This is a genomic window from Brevibacterium sp. Marseille-P9724 (genome assembly GCF_902500275.1).
In the GTDB taxonomy this organism is placed as follows: Bacteria; Actinomycetota; Actinomycetes; order Actinomycetales; family Brevibacteriaceae; genus Brevibacterium.
Genome location: NZ_LR722991.1, coordinates 278,085 through 293,643, shown reverse-complemented (window position 1 = coordinate 293,643; position 15,559 = coordinate 278,085). Strand labels below are relative to the sequence as shown.

Below are 15,559 nucleotides of genomic sequence, written 5' to 3'. Positions count from 1 at the left end.
CCCGAACCACCCGACCACCGCGACTGAAACCGCACAGAGAAGAGCCAATGGCAGACAAGAAAACGAGCAAGCCCACCGTCAGAAAATGGGCCCGCGGCCCGTTTGTATGGGTTGTTCTTGCCCTCATCATCGTGTCGATCGGAGCTTCGCTCCTGGCTGGCGGCGGCTTCAAGCGCATCGACACCAACCAGGGGCTGCAGCTTCTCAAAGACAAAAAGGTCGAACAGGTCAAGGTCGTCGACGGTGATCAGCGCGTCGACATGGTCTTGAAGGACGACTTCAAGGTCGACGACCGCGAATACGGCAAGCGGGTGCAGTTCTTCTACGTTGAGCCCCGCGGCGAACAGGTGGTCAAAGCCGTTGACTCCGCTGATGCTTCCAAGGGCTTCACGGACGAGGTTCCCAAGCGGTCGTTCCTGACCACCCTGCTGCTGAACCTGGTTCCGTTCATTCTGATCGGACTGGTGTTCTGGTTCCTGCTCACGCGCATGTCTGCCGGTGCGGGCGGAATCATGAACTTCGGCAAGTCCAAGGCGAAGATGATTCAGAAGGAAGAACCTGATGTCACCTTCGCCGATGTCGCCGGTGTTGACGAAGCCCTCGAAGAACTTGAGGAAATCAAGGAGTTCCTGTCTGAACCGAAGAAGTTCACCGATGTCGGGGCGAAGATCCCCAAGGGCGTGCTCCTGTACGGTTCGCCCGGCACGGGTAAGACCCTGCTTGCCCGTGCGGTAGCGGGCGAGGCGGGGGTTCCGTTCTTCTCAATGTCCGGTTCGGACTTTGTGGAGATGTATGTGGGTGTGGGCGCCAGCCGTGTGCGCGACCTCTTCGAACAGGCGAAAGACAATTCGCCCTGCATCATCTTCATCGACGAAATCGACGCCGTCGGCCGCCAGCGCGGTGCCGGCATGGGCGGCGGCAATGACGAACGCGAACAGACGCTCAACCAGCTGCTGGTCGAAATGGACGGCTTCGACCCCACGAAGAACATCATTCTCATGGCGGCCACCAACCGCCCGGACGTCCTTGACCCCGCTCTGCTGCGACCGGGCCGCTTTGACCGGCAGATCGCCGTCGAAGTTCCCGACATGAAGGGCCGCGAACACATTCTCAAGGTCCACGCGCAGGGCAAGCCCCTGGCCGAAGAAGTCGACTTGGGTGCGGTGGCCAAGCGCACGCCGGGATTCTCCGGTGCTGACCTTGCCAACGTCATGAACGAAGCCGCGCTGCTGACAGCGCGCTCGAACCAGACCGTCATCGACAACACGATCATGGACGAAGCCATCGACCGTGTCATCGCCGGCCCGCAGAAGCGAACCCGGCTGATGAACGACAAGGAGCGCATGGTCACCGCCTATCACGAAGGCGGGCACGCTCTCGTCGCCGCGGCCATGAACCACACCGACCCGGTCACGAAGATCACCATTCTTCCCCGCGGCAAGGCGCTCGGCTACACCATGGTCATGCCGACAGAAGACAAGTACTCGGTCACCCGCAACGAACTTCTGGACCAGCTTGCCTACGCCATCGGCGGCCGTGCAGCAGAGGAGATCGTCTTCCACGATCCTTCGACCGGTGCGTCCAACGACATCGAAAAGGCCACGAGCACAGCTCGCAAAATGGTCACCCAGTACGGCATGAGCGACAAGATCGGCATGGTCAAGCTCGGTGATGAAGGCGGCGACCCCTTTGCCGGCCGCGCGGGCACGGGTGAGGTCGGCACGGCCGAAGCCACCAAGCTCATCATCGACGAAGAAGTGCGCACGCTCATCGACGCCGCGCACGCCGATGCCCACTGGGCGCTCAACACCAACCGGGCGATCCTCGACCAGCTGGCCTATGAGCTGCTGGAACGCGAAACCCTGGACGAAGCTGACCTCAAGCGCATCTTTGCGGACGTGCAGAAAGCCCCGAAGCGCGAAGTGTGGCTGACCAGCCAAGACCGTCCTGTCTCTGACATCCCACCGGTCACACCGCCGGAGCGCCGCGACAACACGGGTGATTGGCGTGACGCGATCGCCCGCCGGGCAGAAGAGCTCAAGCACCACGAGGACGGTTCGCAGGAATCGGCTGAAGCGACCAGTCCGCCTGAACAGTCCAGCCAGCCTGAACAGTCTGGTCCAGAGCCCAGCCGGGATGAGCCCGAACAGCCCGGGCCCGGCCGGGAAGAGCCGCCGCACGGCACCGAGGGCGACCGCTGATGGCGGACCTGCCGAAAATCGAGGCTGCCGTGCGCAGCATCCTCGAAGCCATTGGCGAAGACCCCGACCGCGACGGTCTGAAAGACACACCGCAGCGCGTGGCGAAATCCTACGCCGATCTGTGCAGGGGCCTGCACCAGAGCGCAGACGAACTGCTCGAAGTCAGCTTCGACATCGGCTATGACGAAATGGTGCTCGTCAAAGACATTGAAATGTTCTCCATGTGCGAGCACCACCTGCTGCCCTTTCACGGCAAAGCGCACGTCGGCTACATCCCGGGACCGGAAGGCCGGGTGACGGGCCTGTCGAAACTCGCCCGCCTGGTCGAGGTCTACGCCCGCCGCCCACAGGTGCAAGAACGGCTCACCACTCAGATAGCGGACGCGCTGGTGGACAACCTCAACCCGCGCGGCGTGATCGTCGTAGTGGAAGCGGAGCATCTGTGCATGTCCATGCGCGGGGTGCACAAGCCCGGTGCGAAGACCATGACCTCAGCGGTTCGCGGACAGCTGCGCGATCCCGCCAGCCGCGCAGAGGCCATCAGCCTCATTCAGGGAAGGTGACACATATGCGCACCAAAATCATGGGCGTGCTCAATGTGACTGCCGATTCCTTTTCCGATGGCGGTCGCTATCTGGACTACACAGCAGCGGTCGAACACGCACTGGAACTCGTTGAGCAGGGCGCGGACATCATCGATGTCGGCGGTGAATCCACCCGGCCCGGTTCCACCAGGGTGCCGGAAGACGAAGAGATTGCACGAGTAGTGCCGGTCGTCGACAAGCTCGTTTCCGAAGGCGTCACAGTCAGTGTCGACACTATGCGAGCTTCGACAATGGAGCGCGCGCTCGATGTCGGAGCGCACATCATCAACGATGTTTCGGCTGGAAAAATGGACAGCCGCATGTTCGACGTCGCAGCGAAATCCGATGCGCAGCTCATCGTCATGCACTGGCGGGGACTGCTGACCGATGCGCGTGCCACTCACACCTATGACGATGTTGTCGCCGAGGTTCGCGACGAACTTCTGGAACGTACGGACGCGGCTTTGGCCGCAGGGGTGAAGAACGAGCGAATCATCCTGGACCCGGGCTTGGGCTTTGCAAAAGACGCTGAGCACAACTGGCAGCTGATGGCCGGAATCGACGAGTTCAGCCAGCTGGGCTACCGGCTGCTGGTGGCCGGTTCGCGCAAGCGCTTTCTGGCCTCGCTCATCAACCCGGACAACCCGGCAGAGGCCAGCGAAGCAGATCGCGATGCCGCAACTGCCGCAATCACCGCAGTGTCTGCACGCGCTGGAGCGTGGGCGGTGCGCGTGCATGACGCCCGGACCTCCTATGTGGCAGCTGCAGTGTGCGATGCGATCGGCAGAGCAGGCCATGACTACCAGCTGAAGAAGCAGCGGCAATGACGCACGAAATCCACCTGACGGGCCTGCGCGCCTACGGCCACCACGGAGTTTTTGACTTCGAAAAGGCAGACGGCCAGGAATTCAGTGTGGACGTGCTGCTGACAGGCGACTTCAGCCAAGCAGCCCAGACCGACCGTCTGGATGACACGGTGGACTACGGGGCGGTGGCCGAGCTCGCCGCGAAGATTGTCAGCACCGAGCGCTACGACCTCATAGAAGCTCTCGCTGCCCGCATCGCAGGGGCCATTGCAGGGACCATCACTATTCCCTGCACGGTCTCAGTCACGGTGCACAAGCCGTCGGCGCCGATTGCCCACGATTTCGCCGATGTCACCGTGCGGGCATCCGCCATAAGCCACGGTAAGGCGAACACGCCCACCCAAGCGGGCGGCACCTCGTCAGAGCAGCGCATCACAGCGATCCTGTCGCTGGGAGCCAACAGGGACAATCCGCGCGGACAGCTGGAAGACGCCCTGCGCGCGATTGACCGCCTGCCGCGGGTGGAAGTCGTGCACGCTTCCGGCTTCTATGCGACAGCGCCCGTTGGGGGAGTGGAGCAGGACGATTTCGTCAACTGCGCGGCCGTCGTTGAGGCTGCCTGCAGTCCGCGTGAGCTCCTGGCTGCGCTGCAGGGAATCGAAGCGGCACAGGGTCGCGTGCGCGATGTCCGCTGGGGCCCGCGCACATTGGACATCGACATCATTCGGCTGACTGCCGCCGACAGCGACATCGACAGTCCCGATGCGCAGACCACCAGCAGCGATCCTATTCTCACCCTGCCCCACCCGCGGGCCCACGAACGCGCGTTCGTGCTGGTGCCGTGGGCAGAAATCAGGCCGCACGCCCGGATCAGCCACGGTGGGGCGCAGATTCTCGTGAGCGAAGCCGGCAGCCGCGTGCAGGCGGCTGAACCAGCGCAGACTGTTCGACGATTGGACTGATATGCGCCCAACCAAAGCATCGAACCTTCTGACCGGCGGAGCTATTGGATTCATTGTCGGATCAGCCGGGTCCTGGGTTCTGGAAAGCTGGGGCAATCCGCTTCCCGATGTTCCGTGGCCGGCGATCGTCGGGATGCTTCTGCTGGGCGGAACACTCCTTGTGCTCGGCATTCCGATCAAGAAGTGGAACGACGGCGAGCGCAAACAGCCGATCGACCCGCTGCAGGCCGCCCGGGTGGCGATGATGGCCAAAGCCTGTTCGCTGACCGGAGCGGCACTGTCCGGGTGGTACCTGGGTTCGGGCGTCTACATTCTGCTGTCTGCAGGATTCCTTCGCACTGGCTCGGCAATGGCCATGTTCGGTACTTTTATTGTGGCCGCGGGACTGATGACGGTTGGAATCGTGGTCGAACGCTTCTGTCAACTGCCGCCAGACGATCCTTCAGGAGCCGCCGCATGAGCATTCCCCTGCGCGAACCCGAACTCATCCCCGTTGACAAGCGGCTTGCCGTCGTGCGGCTGCTGAGTACGTTCATCAGCGCAGTGTTGAGCACGGTGATCGTCATCGTGATCTACACCGCATTCGACTTCGCCAAGCCGTGGATGCTCGTGATCGCCCTGCTGTTGACACTGGGCATCCCCCTTCTGCGGTGCATCTTCATCTTCCGTCAGGTCAGTGCTCTGGGCTATAAGGTCAGGCCCACAGACCTGCTGATCGAACGCGGCATCATGTACCGGGAAACCGTCGTAGTGCCCTATGCGCGCATGCAGTACGTCGATGTCACCGCCGGCCCCCTCGAACGGGTCTTCGGGATTGCCACCGTCACGCTGCACACCGCTTCAGCAGGATCGGATGCAACCGTTCCCGGCCTGAAGCGCGCTGACGCTGACCGTCTGCGCGAACTGCTGTCTGAACGCGGCCAGAGCGGCCTGGCTGGTCTGTGATGACTGCTGCGAGCAAACGCCTGGAGCCCGGAGTCTGGCACAGGGTTCACCCGATCACGCCGGTCATGCAGATGGGCGGCGCTCTGGTTGCGGCGGTTATTGCGGTCATCGTCTTCGGCGCCAATCTGCTGCAGGGGATGTTCGGCGAAATCCTCAGAGGAGAAGCCGATCTTCGCAAGGGTTCCGAACTGGCCGACGATGTGCCGGTGATGTTCGTTCTGCTGCTGTTGCTGGCCGTCTTCGTAATCATTGCCGCCGGTGTCGGTCTGCTGTTCTGGCAGTGGAAGATGACGGCCTACCGCTATGACGATCGAGTGGTGGAATACAAACACGGCATAGTGTCCAAAGCGCACCGCCACGCGAATTTCCTCCGCATTCAGTCAGTCGATGTCCAACAGCCGTTCCTGGCGCGCATCTTCGGTTTGGCAACACTTGTTTTCGATGTTGCCGGCGGCAGCGATTCCAACATCACCATCCTGTACCTGAAAAAGACACAGGCCGAACAGCTGCGCGACATCATCCTGGCAAATGTCCGCCGGGCCAAAGCCGCCGCAGCGCCGACCGGCGCCGCCCCGGAGGCCGCACCAACCGGACCCAACCCGACCGGCCCCACAGCCGACGGCGGCAGCGAGCAGTTCAGCGGCACCTCGTCAGATGCTGGTCAGCCGGGACTGCAGAACCAGGCGGGTCGCCCAGGCCGTGACGCCAGCGGCACCCAACACAATCCCGAAGCGCCCGGCATGCCGGCCGGAGCCCGGATCGTGTCGGCGCTCAGCGGGCGCGGCGCAGGCGTCGGAAGTGATCTGGCGGGGTCGTTTCAGGAACTCATTGCGCCGTACACGCGCAGCGGCCGAATCAAGCCCGATGGCGAACTCGTCCGCGTGCCGCTGCACCGGACCATCCTGTCGGCTTTTCTTACGACCGGCGTTGTCGTATCACTCGCCCTGATTCTGCTTGCTATTGCTGCAATCGGCGTGTGCATCGGATTGGCTGCGGCCGGCTACATGGACTTCGGGGCCCTCGGAGCGGTGCTCACCACAATGGCGCCCATGGCCTTCGGATTTGTGGTTGCGACCTTTCAGATGGTCACCGGCAATCTCAAGTTCGGAAACTTCTCCGCCAAGCTCACCGGCGATGGCGTGCAGATCAGCCAGGGTGTTTTCTCCACTGAGCGGGTGCTGGTGCCGCTTGACCGTCTGCAGGCGGTCGAGATTCGCCAGCCGTTCATGTGGCGCATTGCCGGCTGGTACCGGGTGATGTTCAACACCGCCGGAGAATCCGGCAAGGAGGGCAAGACGCTCCTGCCGGTGGGCTCACTGACCGATGTGCAGACGCTCATGGGCTTAGTCCTGCCGGACGGTGTGGGCGAACTCAATTCGGGTCACTCCGTTGCGCCCGGCGATGTCATTCACGAGTCGGTCGCAGGCACATTCGCCAAACCCGCCGCAGTGCCGGGCCTGTTTGCCCAGCAGCCGACCCGAACCCGCTGGCTCGATCCGCTCAACCGGAGTCGCAGCGGATGGGCTGTCACCCGGGCGGCTATGGCTGTGCGCACCGGCCGATTCACCCGCCGGGCAATATTCATTCCACACGCTCGCGTGCAGTCCCTCGGGTGGAATCAAGGGCCCATTCAGAGGTCCTTCAATGTTGCGACCGTGTACTTGCACTCCACCCGCGGGCCCGTGAAGCCCTACATCGAACACCTGGATGAGCACACCGCACGGAAGCTTCTGTTCGACTACGCGCAGCACACCCAGCGTGCGCGTGCTGCCATGGACGCCGCCTGAGAGGACCCACGTGAACCTGGACGATCAGACCCGCTTGGGAGTCGGGATCATCGGCACTGGAAAAGTCGGTGCGGTCATCGGGGCCGCCCTGCGCAGTGCCGGGCACGCGATCGTCGGCGTCACAGGAGGCTCCGAGGCCACTTTGGACCGGGCCGAGGCAATGCTGCCGGACATCCCCATTCTCGAGGTGGAGGAAATCCTCGAACGGGCCGAACTGGTCATCTTCACGGTGCCGGACGACCAGCTGGGTGACCTGGTGTCAGGGCTTGCCGAGCTGGGGCGGTTCTCGCCTGGGCAGATCGTCATGCACTTTTCGGGCAGGTACGGTGCAGATATTCTGGCGCCAGCCGCTGCCCGCGGGGCGATCACACTGGCGCTGCACCCGGCCCTGTCGTTTACGGGAACGTCAATGGACCTCGAGAGGCTGCGCCGAACCTCGATCGCTGTTACCGGATCGAAGACATTCCTGGCCATCGGCCAGGCGCTCGCGGTGGAAATCGGCGGTGAGCCGTTTGTCGTAGCCGAAGCAGACCGTGCGCTCTACCACGCCGCGTGTTCGCACGCTTCAAACCACGTGGCCGTAGTCATTGCCCAGGCCATGCAGATGCTCGAATCAATCGGCATAGAAGATCCGGGACAGGTGTTGGGAGAGCTGGTGGCTGCAAGCACATCGAATGTGCTGCGCAGCGGAGTGCGCACTCTCACCGGGCCGGTATCCCGCGGTGACGCATCGACAGTGCGGGCACACCTGGCAGCACTTGACGAAACAGCCGCGGAACTGGCTGACACTGGCCACTCATACCGTGCGGTGGCACGGGCAACGGTCCAGCGGGCGCTTGCCAACGGCACTATCAGCGACAAACAGGCGCAGAACATTCTCGACCTTCTGGGCTGAGCTTTTCCGACCTGAGCCGCGGTGGTGAACGGGTGGGGACCCTAGCGCCCCTGAGTTCACTCGATGAAGCTGATTGTTCACGCCGGAGCCACCTGGCAGCCATAGATCATTCCTAGGTTGGGCTTCGTTGTCTTTCGAGTGGGCATGCATTGCCCCGCCCGACCGATGGAGGCCTGGACACGCAATGTTTCACCGTACCCTCATTAAGCTGGCTGCTTCATGTGCGCTTTTTGGTGGTGTTCTAGCCGCTGGCCCGGTTGCTGCGGCTGAAGTGCAGAACAGCGGGTCGGCTCTGCAAAGCGTCGCTCACCGCGGCGACAAGGAACACCACCCCGATAATTCACTCGCTGGGATCGAGTCAGCCGTCGCCAAGGGCGCCGACTGGGTCGAAATCGACGTCCACTACAACATCGCCAGCGACAAGTTCTATCTGTCACACGACAACCTCTGCAAGGGCCCTGGCGGCACCGCTCTCATCGACTCTGGTTCAGCTAAAAGGATCGAAGAGAATTGCCAGCTGCCGACCCTGGATGACGTCTTCGCTGCTTTCGGCAAGCAGACTGCCGTGAACTTCGTGTACGAGTTCAAGCACACGGGGCTGACAACGGTGAAAGGCGCTCGACGCCTGGCACAGGAAATAGAGGAACACGGCCAATCGAGTCGTGCCTGGGTATCAGGCTTCAGCGACTTGGGCCTGAAGACAATCAAAGACCAGAAAACCGGTATCAAACTCATGCGTGTTCGTACCTGGACCGGTGAAGGCCCCGTCAGCCGGGCCTGGGTTTCCTCCACCGCGAAACAGGGCTTTGACGCCATCAACATCAACCTTGACGCTCTGCGCCCGGAAACCGTCGCCTATGCGAAATCCCTGGGGCTGACCGTTTCCGCTTGGGGTTGGCCCGACGCTTTTGAGAAAGACAACCAGAAAGCAATCGACATGAACGTCGACATGTTCATGACGGACCGTCTTGATGACCTTCACCAGCGCCTCGGTCGCTGACACCACCACCGAGAACTTCACAAAGGAGAAAACATGCGTCGCTCACTTTCAGCTGCAGTTGTTGCGTCACTGTCCGCATTTGCCCTTGCCGCCTGTTCCATCGGAGGCGGCGGAGGAGATTCCGCTGCCGGCTCGGGCACCGTCGTTTCCTACAACACGCCCCAGGAATGGGCCAACTGGGACGATGTTCTGAAGCAGTTCACCGAGTCAACCGGCATCGAAGCTCCCAACGACCCGAAGAACTCAGGGCAGACGCTCGCAGCACTCACGGCTGAAAAGGAATCGCCGGCAGCAGACGTTGCGTACTACGGAATCGTATTCGGCATGCAGGCCCAGGACGAAGGGCTTATTGAACCGTACAAGCCCGAAGGCTTCGACGACATCGACGAAAACCTCAAAGACCCCGAGGGCAATTGGACAGCTGTTCACCAGGGGGCCGTGGCGATGCTGGTCAACACCAAGGAGCTTGGTGACGTCGAAGTTCCCAAGTGCTGGAACGACCTCACCGACCCTAAGTACAAAGACAAGGTCGGCTACCTGGACCCCGCCCAGGCCGCTGTTGGGTATTCGGTGCTGACAGGAGCCAACCAGGCGCTCGGCGGTTCGCTCGATGACTTCAAGCCGGGCCTCGAATGGGCCGAGAAGATGGCTGAAAACGGCGTGAAGAACCCAGCGCAGACCGCCACCTCGTCGGTGCAGCAGGGTGAAATCCCCATCCTCATCGATGCTGACTTCAACGGATACCAGCTAGCCGCGGAAGGCTCGCCGATCGAAGTCGTCTACCCGTGCGAAGGAACACTGAGCATTCCCTACACCATGAGCCTCGTGAAGAACGGGCCCAACGGCGACAACGGCAAGAAGCTTCTCGACTACGTACTGTCAGAGGAAGCCCAGAAGCTCTTTGCCGAAAGCTACCTGAAACCCGTTAAAGACATCGAACTCCCCGAGTCCGCCAGCGAAGCCTTCCCCTCCGACGAGGAATACAACAAGCTTGTCAAAGGCACCGACTTCGCGAAGATGAACGATGTCCAAGACGGCGTAATCGAAGAGTTCCAGAAGGTCACCGGCTGACCATGAACAGCCGTTCGAAGGCCGCAGCCGCTCTGCTGACAGTTCCGCTGCTGATTGTGCTCGGGGCCGTTCTCATCTGGCCAATGCTCACACTCGGGCTGGCCAGTCTCACAGACGACGGCGGCCACCTCACCTTCAGCAACTACATCGGAGCGCTCACAAGCTCCCGCTACCAGAACGCAATGATCGTCACCGCGGTGCTGGCGCTGCTCTCAACGGTCCTTGCGCTCATCCTCTGTGTGCCAGCCGGGCTGTACATCGGAACCCAGGACACCGCGCTCACCAGGGGAATGGCAGTTGCGCTGAGCATTCCGCTCAGTCTGCCCGGCATCGTGGTCGGCTTCTTCATCATTCTGCTCGTCGGCAACACGGGAGTCGTGCCCTTGGCGTTTGAAAGTGCGCTCGGCCAACGGCACCTGCAGATTGCCTACACCTGGGCGGGCCTGACGCTCGGGTACCTGTACTTTCAGATTCCCCGCATCGTTCTGGTGGTCCGCGGGGCAGCTGCCGCAGTCCGCCCGGAAACCGTACAGGCCGCCCGAAGTTTGGGCGAAAGCACGGTCGGCGTCTACCGCCGCGTCATCATTCCCGCGCTTCGTCCGGCGATCGCCTCTGCCAGCGGGCTGGCGTTCGCCACGGCCTTCGGCGCGTACGGCACAGCAGCGACTCTGGCTCGGGGACAGCGGGTGATGCCCCTTGAGATAGCGGCCGCCTTCACAGAGAACTTTCGTCCCGAACTTGCCGCAACCCTCAGCATCATCTTGGCCGTTGTGACCACAACAGTGCTCATCGGCGTCAACTCATGGGGAAGCAAACGGATTGTGAGCGTGAGAACATGACGGCACCCACAGCAGAGCAGATGGACGCGCCCGATGGTGCGACCACGGCCTTCCGCACCGCCCGCAGCAAGAACAACTCGAAGGGTGCAAAAGACCCAGTGCAGGCCGTGGGCTTCATCTTTGCGATCGCAGCGTGCGCTGTCACCCTGTTGCCCCTGCCCGTCTTGCTCGCGGTTGCCTTCAGCAAGAACTGGGTCGACGGTCTCAGCGGAGGGGTGACGGGACAATGGCTGTCACAAGCGTGGCAGCGCATGGATCAGTCGGTCTTCATCAGCCTGCAGGTCGCCCTCATAGTCATGATCGTCGATCTTCTGGTAGCCCTGCCGGCTGCCCGATTCATCACGCGGTACAGCTTTCCCGGCAGGGGTCTGCTGCACTCGGTGTCGACGCTTCCGATTGCCATTCCCGGAATAGCCGTGGGTCTCGCCCTGATCCTGAGTTACCCGGTGCTGCGGCCGAGCGGATGGCTGATGGTAGCCGGCCACGTTCTCTACACCCTGCCGTTTCTGCTCAGCGCACTGATCCCCGCGATGAACTCCGAACGGCTCAAAGAGCAGGAACTGGTTGCCTCCTCACTGGGCATGGGGACTGCCAAAATCTTCTTCTCAGTCACGCTGCCCGCTGTCCGACGCGCTCTGATCGGCGGGCTGGTCATGGTCGTGACGATGTCGCTGGGCGAATTCAACGTCACGTTCTTTCTCTTCACACCCAGCGCACAGCCGATGCCGGTGTTCTTGTTCGACACCTACATCACCGGCCGCATCGAGCTGGCAGCGGCGCAGACCGCAATCTTCTTGGCAATGGTCATCCCGCCGGCAATCGTGCTGGAGAAGTTTCAGGTTCAGAAAGGAGGGGCGGTATGACAGCCGTCACCTTTGAACAGTCTGCCGAAGCAGCCCGTCAGGAAACCGTTGATGCTGGCCTGGTGGTGGGCAATGTCAGCTTTGCCTATCCCGGGGTGGATCGGGCAGCGCTGGAGAACATCAACATGACCCTGGGCACAGGGGACATCGCTGCTCTCGTAGGGCCTTCGGGCTGTGGGAAAACAACCCTGCTCAAGACGATCGGCGGCGTTCTCACACCGACTGCGGGAACAATCAGGTTCGGCTCTGACGACGTTACGCACCTGCCCGTCAGTCGACGGCGGGTCGGCTGGGTACCGCAGCAGTACGCACTGTTTGACCACCTGGACGTCAAAAGCAATATTGCGTTTGGACTCCGAGCACAGAAGGTGCCCAAAGAACAGCGCATCGAGCGAGTGCAGGAGATGCTGGCACTGTGCCGGATCAGCGAACTGGCCGACCGCGCCCCCGACGAACTGTCCGGCGGTCAGCGTCAGCGCGTTGCCATTGCCCGTGCGCTGGCGCCCAACCCGAAGGTGCTTCTTCTCGACGAACCGCTCGGTGCTCTCGACCCGCAGCTTCGCGGACAGCTGCGAGCGGATCTGCGAAAAATGATTCGCAGGGCCGGTGTAACCACAGTGATCGTCACCCACGATCAAGAAGAGGCGCTCGCAATGGCCGATCACCTGGTCATGATGAACAGCGGTCGCATCGAACAGGCCGGCAAACCCGAATCAGTATGGGCCCGTCCGAACTCAGCTTGGGCCGCGGAATTCCTCGGGCACGCAACCATTCTGCCGGTGGTCGAATACACCGGTCCGCAGCGGGCAGCCATCAGCGCCGGTCTGTCCGTGCCGGTCAAGTTTGAGGACGGAAACCGCGAAACAGCAGGCGACAGCATGGGCCTGGCAGTCCGGTCAGTTGACTTCGACGCGGCGCCCGCGGACGGCGAGTCCGAAGAAGCCGGGCGGCCAACTGAGAGCGAGCCGACCAGCACCTCGAACCTCGGCAAGGTCTTCGGCGTAGTGAAAGAAGTAGAGTATCGCGGCGACGGGTTCGTCGTGCGAGCAGAACTCGGAGACGGACTGCGAGTGCCTGCGGAGGCGCGGGTCCGTATGGAAGTCGGACAGCGGACGCTGATCCGAGCAAGTGAACGCAGGCACGTACCCCAGGTGGAGAAATGAAAGCAGAACTGACAGTCATCGGAGCATCGGCAACCGCGCCGACGCATCTCGGTCCGGCATCCGGCTACCTGCTCACCACACCGACCGGCTCCATCCTCATCGACTGCGGTCCCGGTGTGATCGGCGGCTTGGCCAAGGACCGCAGACTCAGCGATGTCAATGCGCTCCTTGTATCGCACTCGCACGCCGATCACAGCGCTGACCTGCCGGTACTGGCGTACCGGCGCTCTTTTCCGCAGGTGCTGCCCTCTGTGCCCCTGTATGCCCCGGAAGACCTGGTCTCCCGGCTTCCGAAACTCGACGACGTCTACGGGATCCCAACGCTGGACACGATGAAGACGCCCCTTGGCAGCCGTTTCGAAATGAATGTCCGCGAGCCCGGGGAAGACTTCGAGGTGTTGGGAAACCGGGTGCAGACAATCCTGGCAGACCACCCCGTGCCCACCATGAGCATCAAGTTTCCGGACCTCGGCTTTGTGTACACAGCTGACACGGGCCTGACAGACGAGCTTGTTGAATTCTCCCGCGGGGCTTCGCTGCTGTTGGCCGAATGCACCTACCGTGCCGCCGACAACGTCGATGTCACAGGCCACGGGCACTTGGATGGGCACACGGTCGGCCAGCTGGCTCGGCAAGCCGGGGTTGAGCACCTCGCGGTGACTCACCTGGCTGATCCCGACCATATTCGGGACATCGAGGCGGAGGTTCGGGAAGTCTTCGACGGGAAGGTCACAATGTGCGCTCCCGGGGACAGGTTTCAGCTTGGGTCTGAAAGCTGAGTTCAGCGGGGAAGGGTCGACTTCCGACGAGTGCCTCGCCGTGGTTCAAGGTCAAGCCCCTTCGCTATCCTTAGACCATGCCTGAAAATCTTGAACCGGCCACAACTGTGCCCACCAGCGGTGCAGACGCCGAAACTCCCGAGCACCTCGACCCCGAACAGCTGCGCATCCGCAAAGAAAAGCGCGCCCGTCTGCTCGAAGAGGGCCGCGAAGCCTATCCCGTGCGGGTCGACATCACCCACAGCCTCGGCGAGATCCGCGACAAGTACGCCCACCTCGAAGCCGGCGACGAAACCGACGACATCGTCGGCGTCGCCGGTCGCGTGGTCTTTCAGCGCAACACCGGAAAACTGTGCTTTGTGACCCTCATGGCCGGTGACGGCACTCAGCTGCAGGGCATGCTGTCGCTCAAAGAAGTCGGCGAAGACGCCCTCAGCCAGTGGAAGGCAGATGTCGACCTCGGCGACCACGTGTTCCTCCACGGACGCGTCATTTCATCCCGCCGCGGCGAACTTTCCGTTATGGCGGACAGCTGGCAGATGGCTTCCAAGGCCATCCGACCCCTGCCGCCCATGCACACGCAGCTCGACGAAGAGGGCCGCGTGCGCCAGCGCTACCTCGACCTCATCATGCGCCCGGCAGCCAGGGACATGGTCCGCACCCGCTCCAAGGTCATGTCCTCCCTGCGCCACACATTTGAAGACGAAGGCTTCATCGAAGTCGAAACGCCCATGCTCCAGGTCATCCCGTCCGGTGCTGCGGCACGTCCCTTCAAAACCCACATCAACGCCTACGACATGGAGCTGTTCCTGCGCATTGCCCCCGAACTGTTCCTCAAAAAAGCCGTTGTCGGCGGACTTGACAAGATCTTTGAAATCAACCGCAACTTCCGCAATGAGGGCGTTGACGCCACACACTCCCCGGAATTCGCAATGCTCGAATTCTATGAAGCGTACGGCGATTTCAAATCCGCGGCAGCACTGACCCAAAAGCTCATTCAGAACGCCGCGCTTGATGCCACCGGCTCAACCGTCGTCACTCTGCACGACGGCACCGAATACGACCTCGGCGGCGAATGGCCGTGGATTTCGATGTACGAATCGCTGGCAGCCGAATCCGGTGAGGACATTACCCCGGAAACGCCAATCGATGAGCTCGTGCGCATCGCCGACAGGCACAACGTCGACATGGAGGGCGTGTTCAAGTCCCACGGCAAATACGTGGAAGAACTGTGGGAGCACTTCCACGAAGGCAAACTCGAAGGCCCGATCTTCGTAACCGATTTTCCGGTCGACACCTCGCCGCTGGTGCGCGAACACCCGGAAAAGAAGGGGGTCGTCGAAAAGTGGGACCTTTACGTTCGCGGCTTCGAATTGGCAACCGGATATTCTGAGCTCGTGGACCCAGTCATTCAGCGTGAGCGTTTCGAAGAGCAGGCAAAGGACGCCGCCGAAGGCGATGCCGAAGCCATGCCGCTTGACGAAGAGTTCCTGCGGGCAATGGAGCACGGCATGCCTCCGTCCGGCGGTGTCGGCATCGGAATTGACCGCCTGCTTATGGCGCTGACAGGCTTGGGCATTCGCGAGACCGTGCTTTTCCCATTCGTTAAGCCTTTGGGCAGCTGAGAATATAGTCACTGTTCATTTCGGCGGCCCTGGCGGGTT

General features: G+C 61.9%; 15 protein-coding genes. All 15 read left to right on the top strand.

The annotated features are described in order from the left end of the window. The first annotated feature begins 47 nt into the window (after nucleotides 1-47). The 15 genes from ftsH to lysS all read left to right on the top strand — a co-directional run bounded on the left by ftsH (nucleotide 48) and on the right by lysS (nucleotide 15,520). Nucleotides 48-2,201 (top strand): ATP-dependent zinc metalloprotease FtsH, encoded by a 2,154-nt coding sequence (gene ftsH, locus GC119_RS04170; protein WP_070776586.1) that lies wholly within the window; start codon nucleotides 48-50, stop codon nucleotides 2,199-2,201. Further along, nucleotides 2,201-2,764, top strand: a complete 564-nt coding sequence (gene folE / locus GC119_RS04165) for a GTP cyclohydrolase I FolE (RefSeq protein ID WP_070573277.1) — start codon at nucleotides 2,201-2,203, stop codon at nucleotides 2,762-2,764. Before ftsH ends, folE begins: the two co-directional genes overlap by 1 nt. Before the next feature lie 5 nt (nucleotides 2,765-2,769). Next, on the top strand, nucleotides 2,770-3,612 hold the full coding sequence (folP, locus tag GC119_RS04160) for a dihydropteroate synthase (protein ID WP_193215611.1): 843 nt from the start codon (nucleotides 2,770-2,772) through the stop codon (nucleotides 3,610-3,612). Then, on the top strand, nucleotides 3,609-4,553 hold the full coding sequence (folK, locus tag GC119_RS04155) for a 2-amino-4-hydroxy-6-hydroxymethyldihydropteridine diphosphokinase (RefSeq protein WP_151952504.1): 945 nt from the start codon (nucleotides 3,609-3,611) through the stop codon (nucleotides 4,551-4,553). The genes folP and folK overlap by 4 nt, the downstream gene beginning before the upstream one ends. 1 nt (nucleotide 4,554) lies before the next feature. Continuing rightward, nucleotides 4,555-5,013, top strand: a complete 459-nt coding sequence (locus GC119_RS04150; RefSeq protein ID WP_070776583.1) for a DUF3180 domain-containing protein — start codon at nucleotides 4,555-4,557, stop codon at nucleotides 5,011-5,013. After that, a complete protein-coding gene (locus GC119_RS04145) occupies nucleotides 5,010-5,498 on the top strand; it encodes a PH domain-containing protein (protein WP_070573284.1) in 489 nt (162 codons plus the stop codon). Before GC119_RS04150 ends, GC119_RS04145 begins: the two co-directional genes overlap by 4 nt. Beyond that, on the top strand, nucleotides 5,498-7,285 hold the full coding sequence (locus GC119_RS04140) for a PH domain-containing protein (RefSeq protein ID WP_151952503.1): 1,788 nt from the start codon (nucleotides 5,498-5,500) through the stop codon (nucleotides 7,283-7,285). The genes GC119_RS04145 and GC119_RS04140 overlap by 1 nt, the downstream gene beginning before the upstream one ends. A gap of 10 nt (nucleotides 7,286-7,295) precedes the next feature. Next, nucleotides 7,296-8,180 carry a Rossmann-like and DUF2520 domain-containing protein gene (locus GC119_RS04135; RefSeq protein WP_151952502.1) on the top strand — a complete coding sequence of 295 codons (885 nt, stop codon included), beginning with the start codon at nucleotides 7,296-7,298 and terminating at the stop codon, nucleotides 8,178-8,180. Nucleotides 8,181-8,364: 184 nt separating this feature from the next. Continuing rightward, nucleotides 8,365-9,180: a glycerophosphodiester phosphodiesterase gene (locus GC119_RS04130; RefSeq protein ID WP_070573290.1), complete on the top strand. Its 816-nt coding sequence runs from the start codon at nucleotides 8,365-8,367 to the stop codon at nucleotides 9,178-9,180. 33 nt (nucleotides 9,181-9,213) lie between these two features. Beyond that, nucleotides 9,214-10,251: an extracellular solute-binding protein gene (locus tag GC119_RS04125; protein ID WP_151952501.1), complete on the top strand. Its 1,038-nt coding sequence runs from the start codon at nucleotides 9,214-9,216 to the stop codon at nucleotides 10,249-10,251. A 2-nt stretch (nucleotides 10,252-10,253) separates the two neighbouring features. Next, entirely contained in the window at nucleotides 10,254-11,090 is an 837-nt protein-coding gene (locus tag GC119_RS04120) for an ABC transporter permease (protein WP_151952500.1), read from the top strand. Next, nucleotides 11,087-11,953, top strand: a complete 867-nt coding sequence (locus tag GC119_RS04115; protein ID WP_176745874.1) for an ABC transporter permease — start codon at nucleotides 11,087-11,089, stop codon at nucleotides 11,951-11,953. Before GC119_RS04120 ends, GC119_RS04115 begins: the two co-directional genes overlap by 4 nt. Beyond that, complete coding sequence (locus tag GC119_RS04110; protein ID WP_070573295.1) at nucleotides 11,950-13,116, top strand: ABC transporter ATP-binding protein; 1,167 nt, start codon at nucleotides 11,950-11,952, stop codon at nucleotides 13,114-13,116. Before GC119_RS04115 ends, GC119_RS04110 begins: the two co-directional genes overlap by 4 nt. Further along, the gene (locus GC119_RS04105; protein WP_070573297.1) at nucleotides 13,113-13,895 is read left to right on the top strand and encodes an MBL fold metallo-hydrolase; all 783 of its coding nucleotides are present in this window, start codon (nucleotides 13,113-13,115) and stop codon (nucleotides 13,893-13,895) included. Before GC119_RS04110 ends, GC119_RS04105 begins: the two co-directional genes overlap by 4 nt. A 77-nt stretch (nucleotides 13,896-13,972) precedes the next feature. Continuing rightward, a complete protein-coding gene (gene lysS / locus GC119_RS04100) occupies nucleotides 13,973-15,520 on the top strand; it encodes a lysine--tRNA ligase (RefSeq protein ID WP_070573299.1) in 1,548 nt (515 codons plus the stop codon). The last annotated feature ends 39 nt before the right edge of the window (nucleotides 15,521-15,559 follow it).

Coding starts and splice junctions, on each gene's coding strand:
- ftsH (WP_070776586.1), top strand. CDS start 48: ATGGCAGACAAGAAAACGAGCAAGCCCACCGTCAGAAAATGGGCCCGC.
- GC119_RS04145 (WP_070573284.1), top strand. CDS start 5,010: ATGAGCATTCCCCTGCGCGAACCCGAACTCATCCCCGTTGACAAGCGG.
- GC119_RS04110 (WP_070573295.1), top strand. CDS start 11,950: ATGACAGCCGTCACCTTTGAACAGTCTGCCGAAGCAGCCCGTCAGGAA.
- GC119_RS04105 (WP_070573297.1), top strand. CDS start 13,113: ATGAAAGCAGAACTGACAGTCATCGGAGCATCGGCAACCGCGCCGACG.
- GC119_RS04140 (WP_151952503.1), top strand. CDS start 5,498: ATGACTGCTGCGAGCAAACGCCTGGAGCCCGGAGTCTGGCACAGGGTT.
- lysS (WP_070573299.1), top strand. CDS start 13,973: ATGCCTGAAAATCTTGAACCGGCCACAACTGTGCCCACCAGCGGTGCA.
- folP (WP_193215611.1), top strand. CDS start 2,770: ATGCGCACCAAAATCATGGGCGTGCTCAATGTGACTGCCGATTCCTTT.
- GC119_RS04125 (WP_151952501.1), top strand. CDS start 9,214: ATGCGTCGCTCACTTTCAGCTGCAGTTGTTGCGTCACTGTCCGCATTT.
- GC119_RS04130 (WP_070573290.1), top strand. CDS start 8,365: ATGTTTCACCGTACCCTCATTAAGCTGGCTGCTTCATGTGCGCTTTTT.
- GC119_RS04150 (WP_070776583.1), top strand. CDS start 4,555: ATGCGCCCAACCAAAGCATCGAACCTTCTGACCGGCGGAGCTATTGGA.
- GC119_RS04115 (WP_176745874.1), top strand. CDS start 11,087: ATGACGGCACCCACAGCAGAGCAGATGGACGCGCCCGATGGTGCGACC.
- GC119_RS04120 (WP_151952500.1), top strand. CDS start 10,254: ATGAACAGCCGTTCGAAGGCCGCAGCCGCTCTGCTGACAGTTCCGCTG.
- folE (WP_070573277.1), top strand. CDS start 2,201: ATGGCGGACCTGCCGAAAATCGAGGCTGCCGTGCGCAGCATCCTCGAA.
- folK (WP_151952504.1), top strand. CDS start 3,609: ATGACGCACGAAATCCACCTGACGGGCCTGCGCGCCTACGGCCACCAC.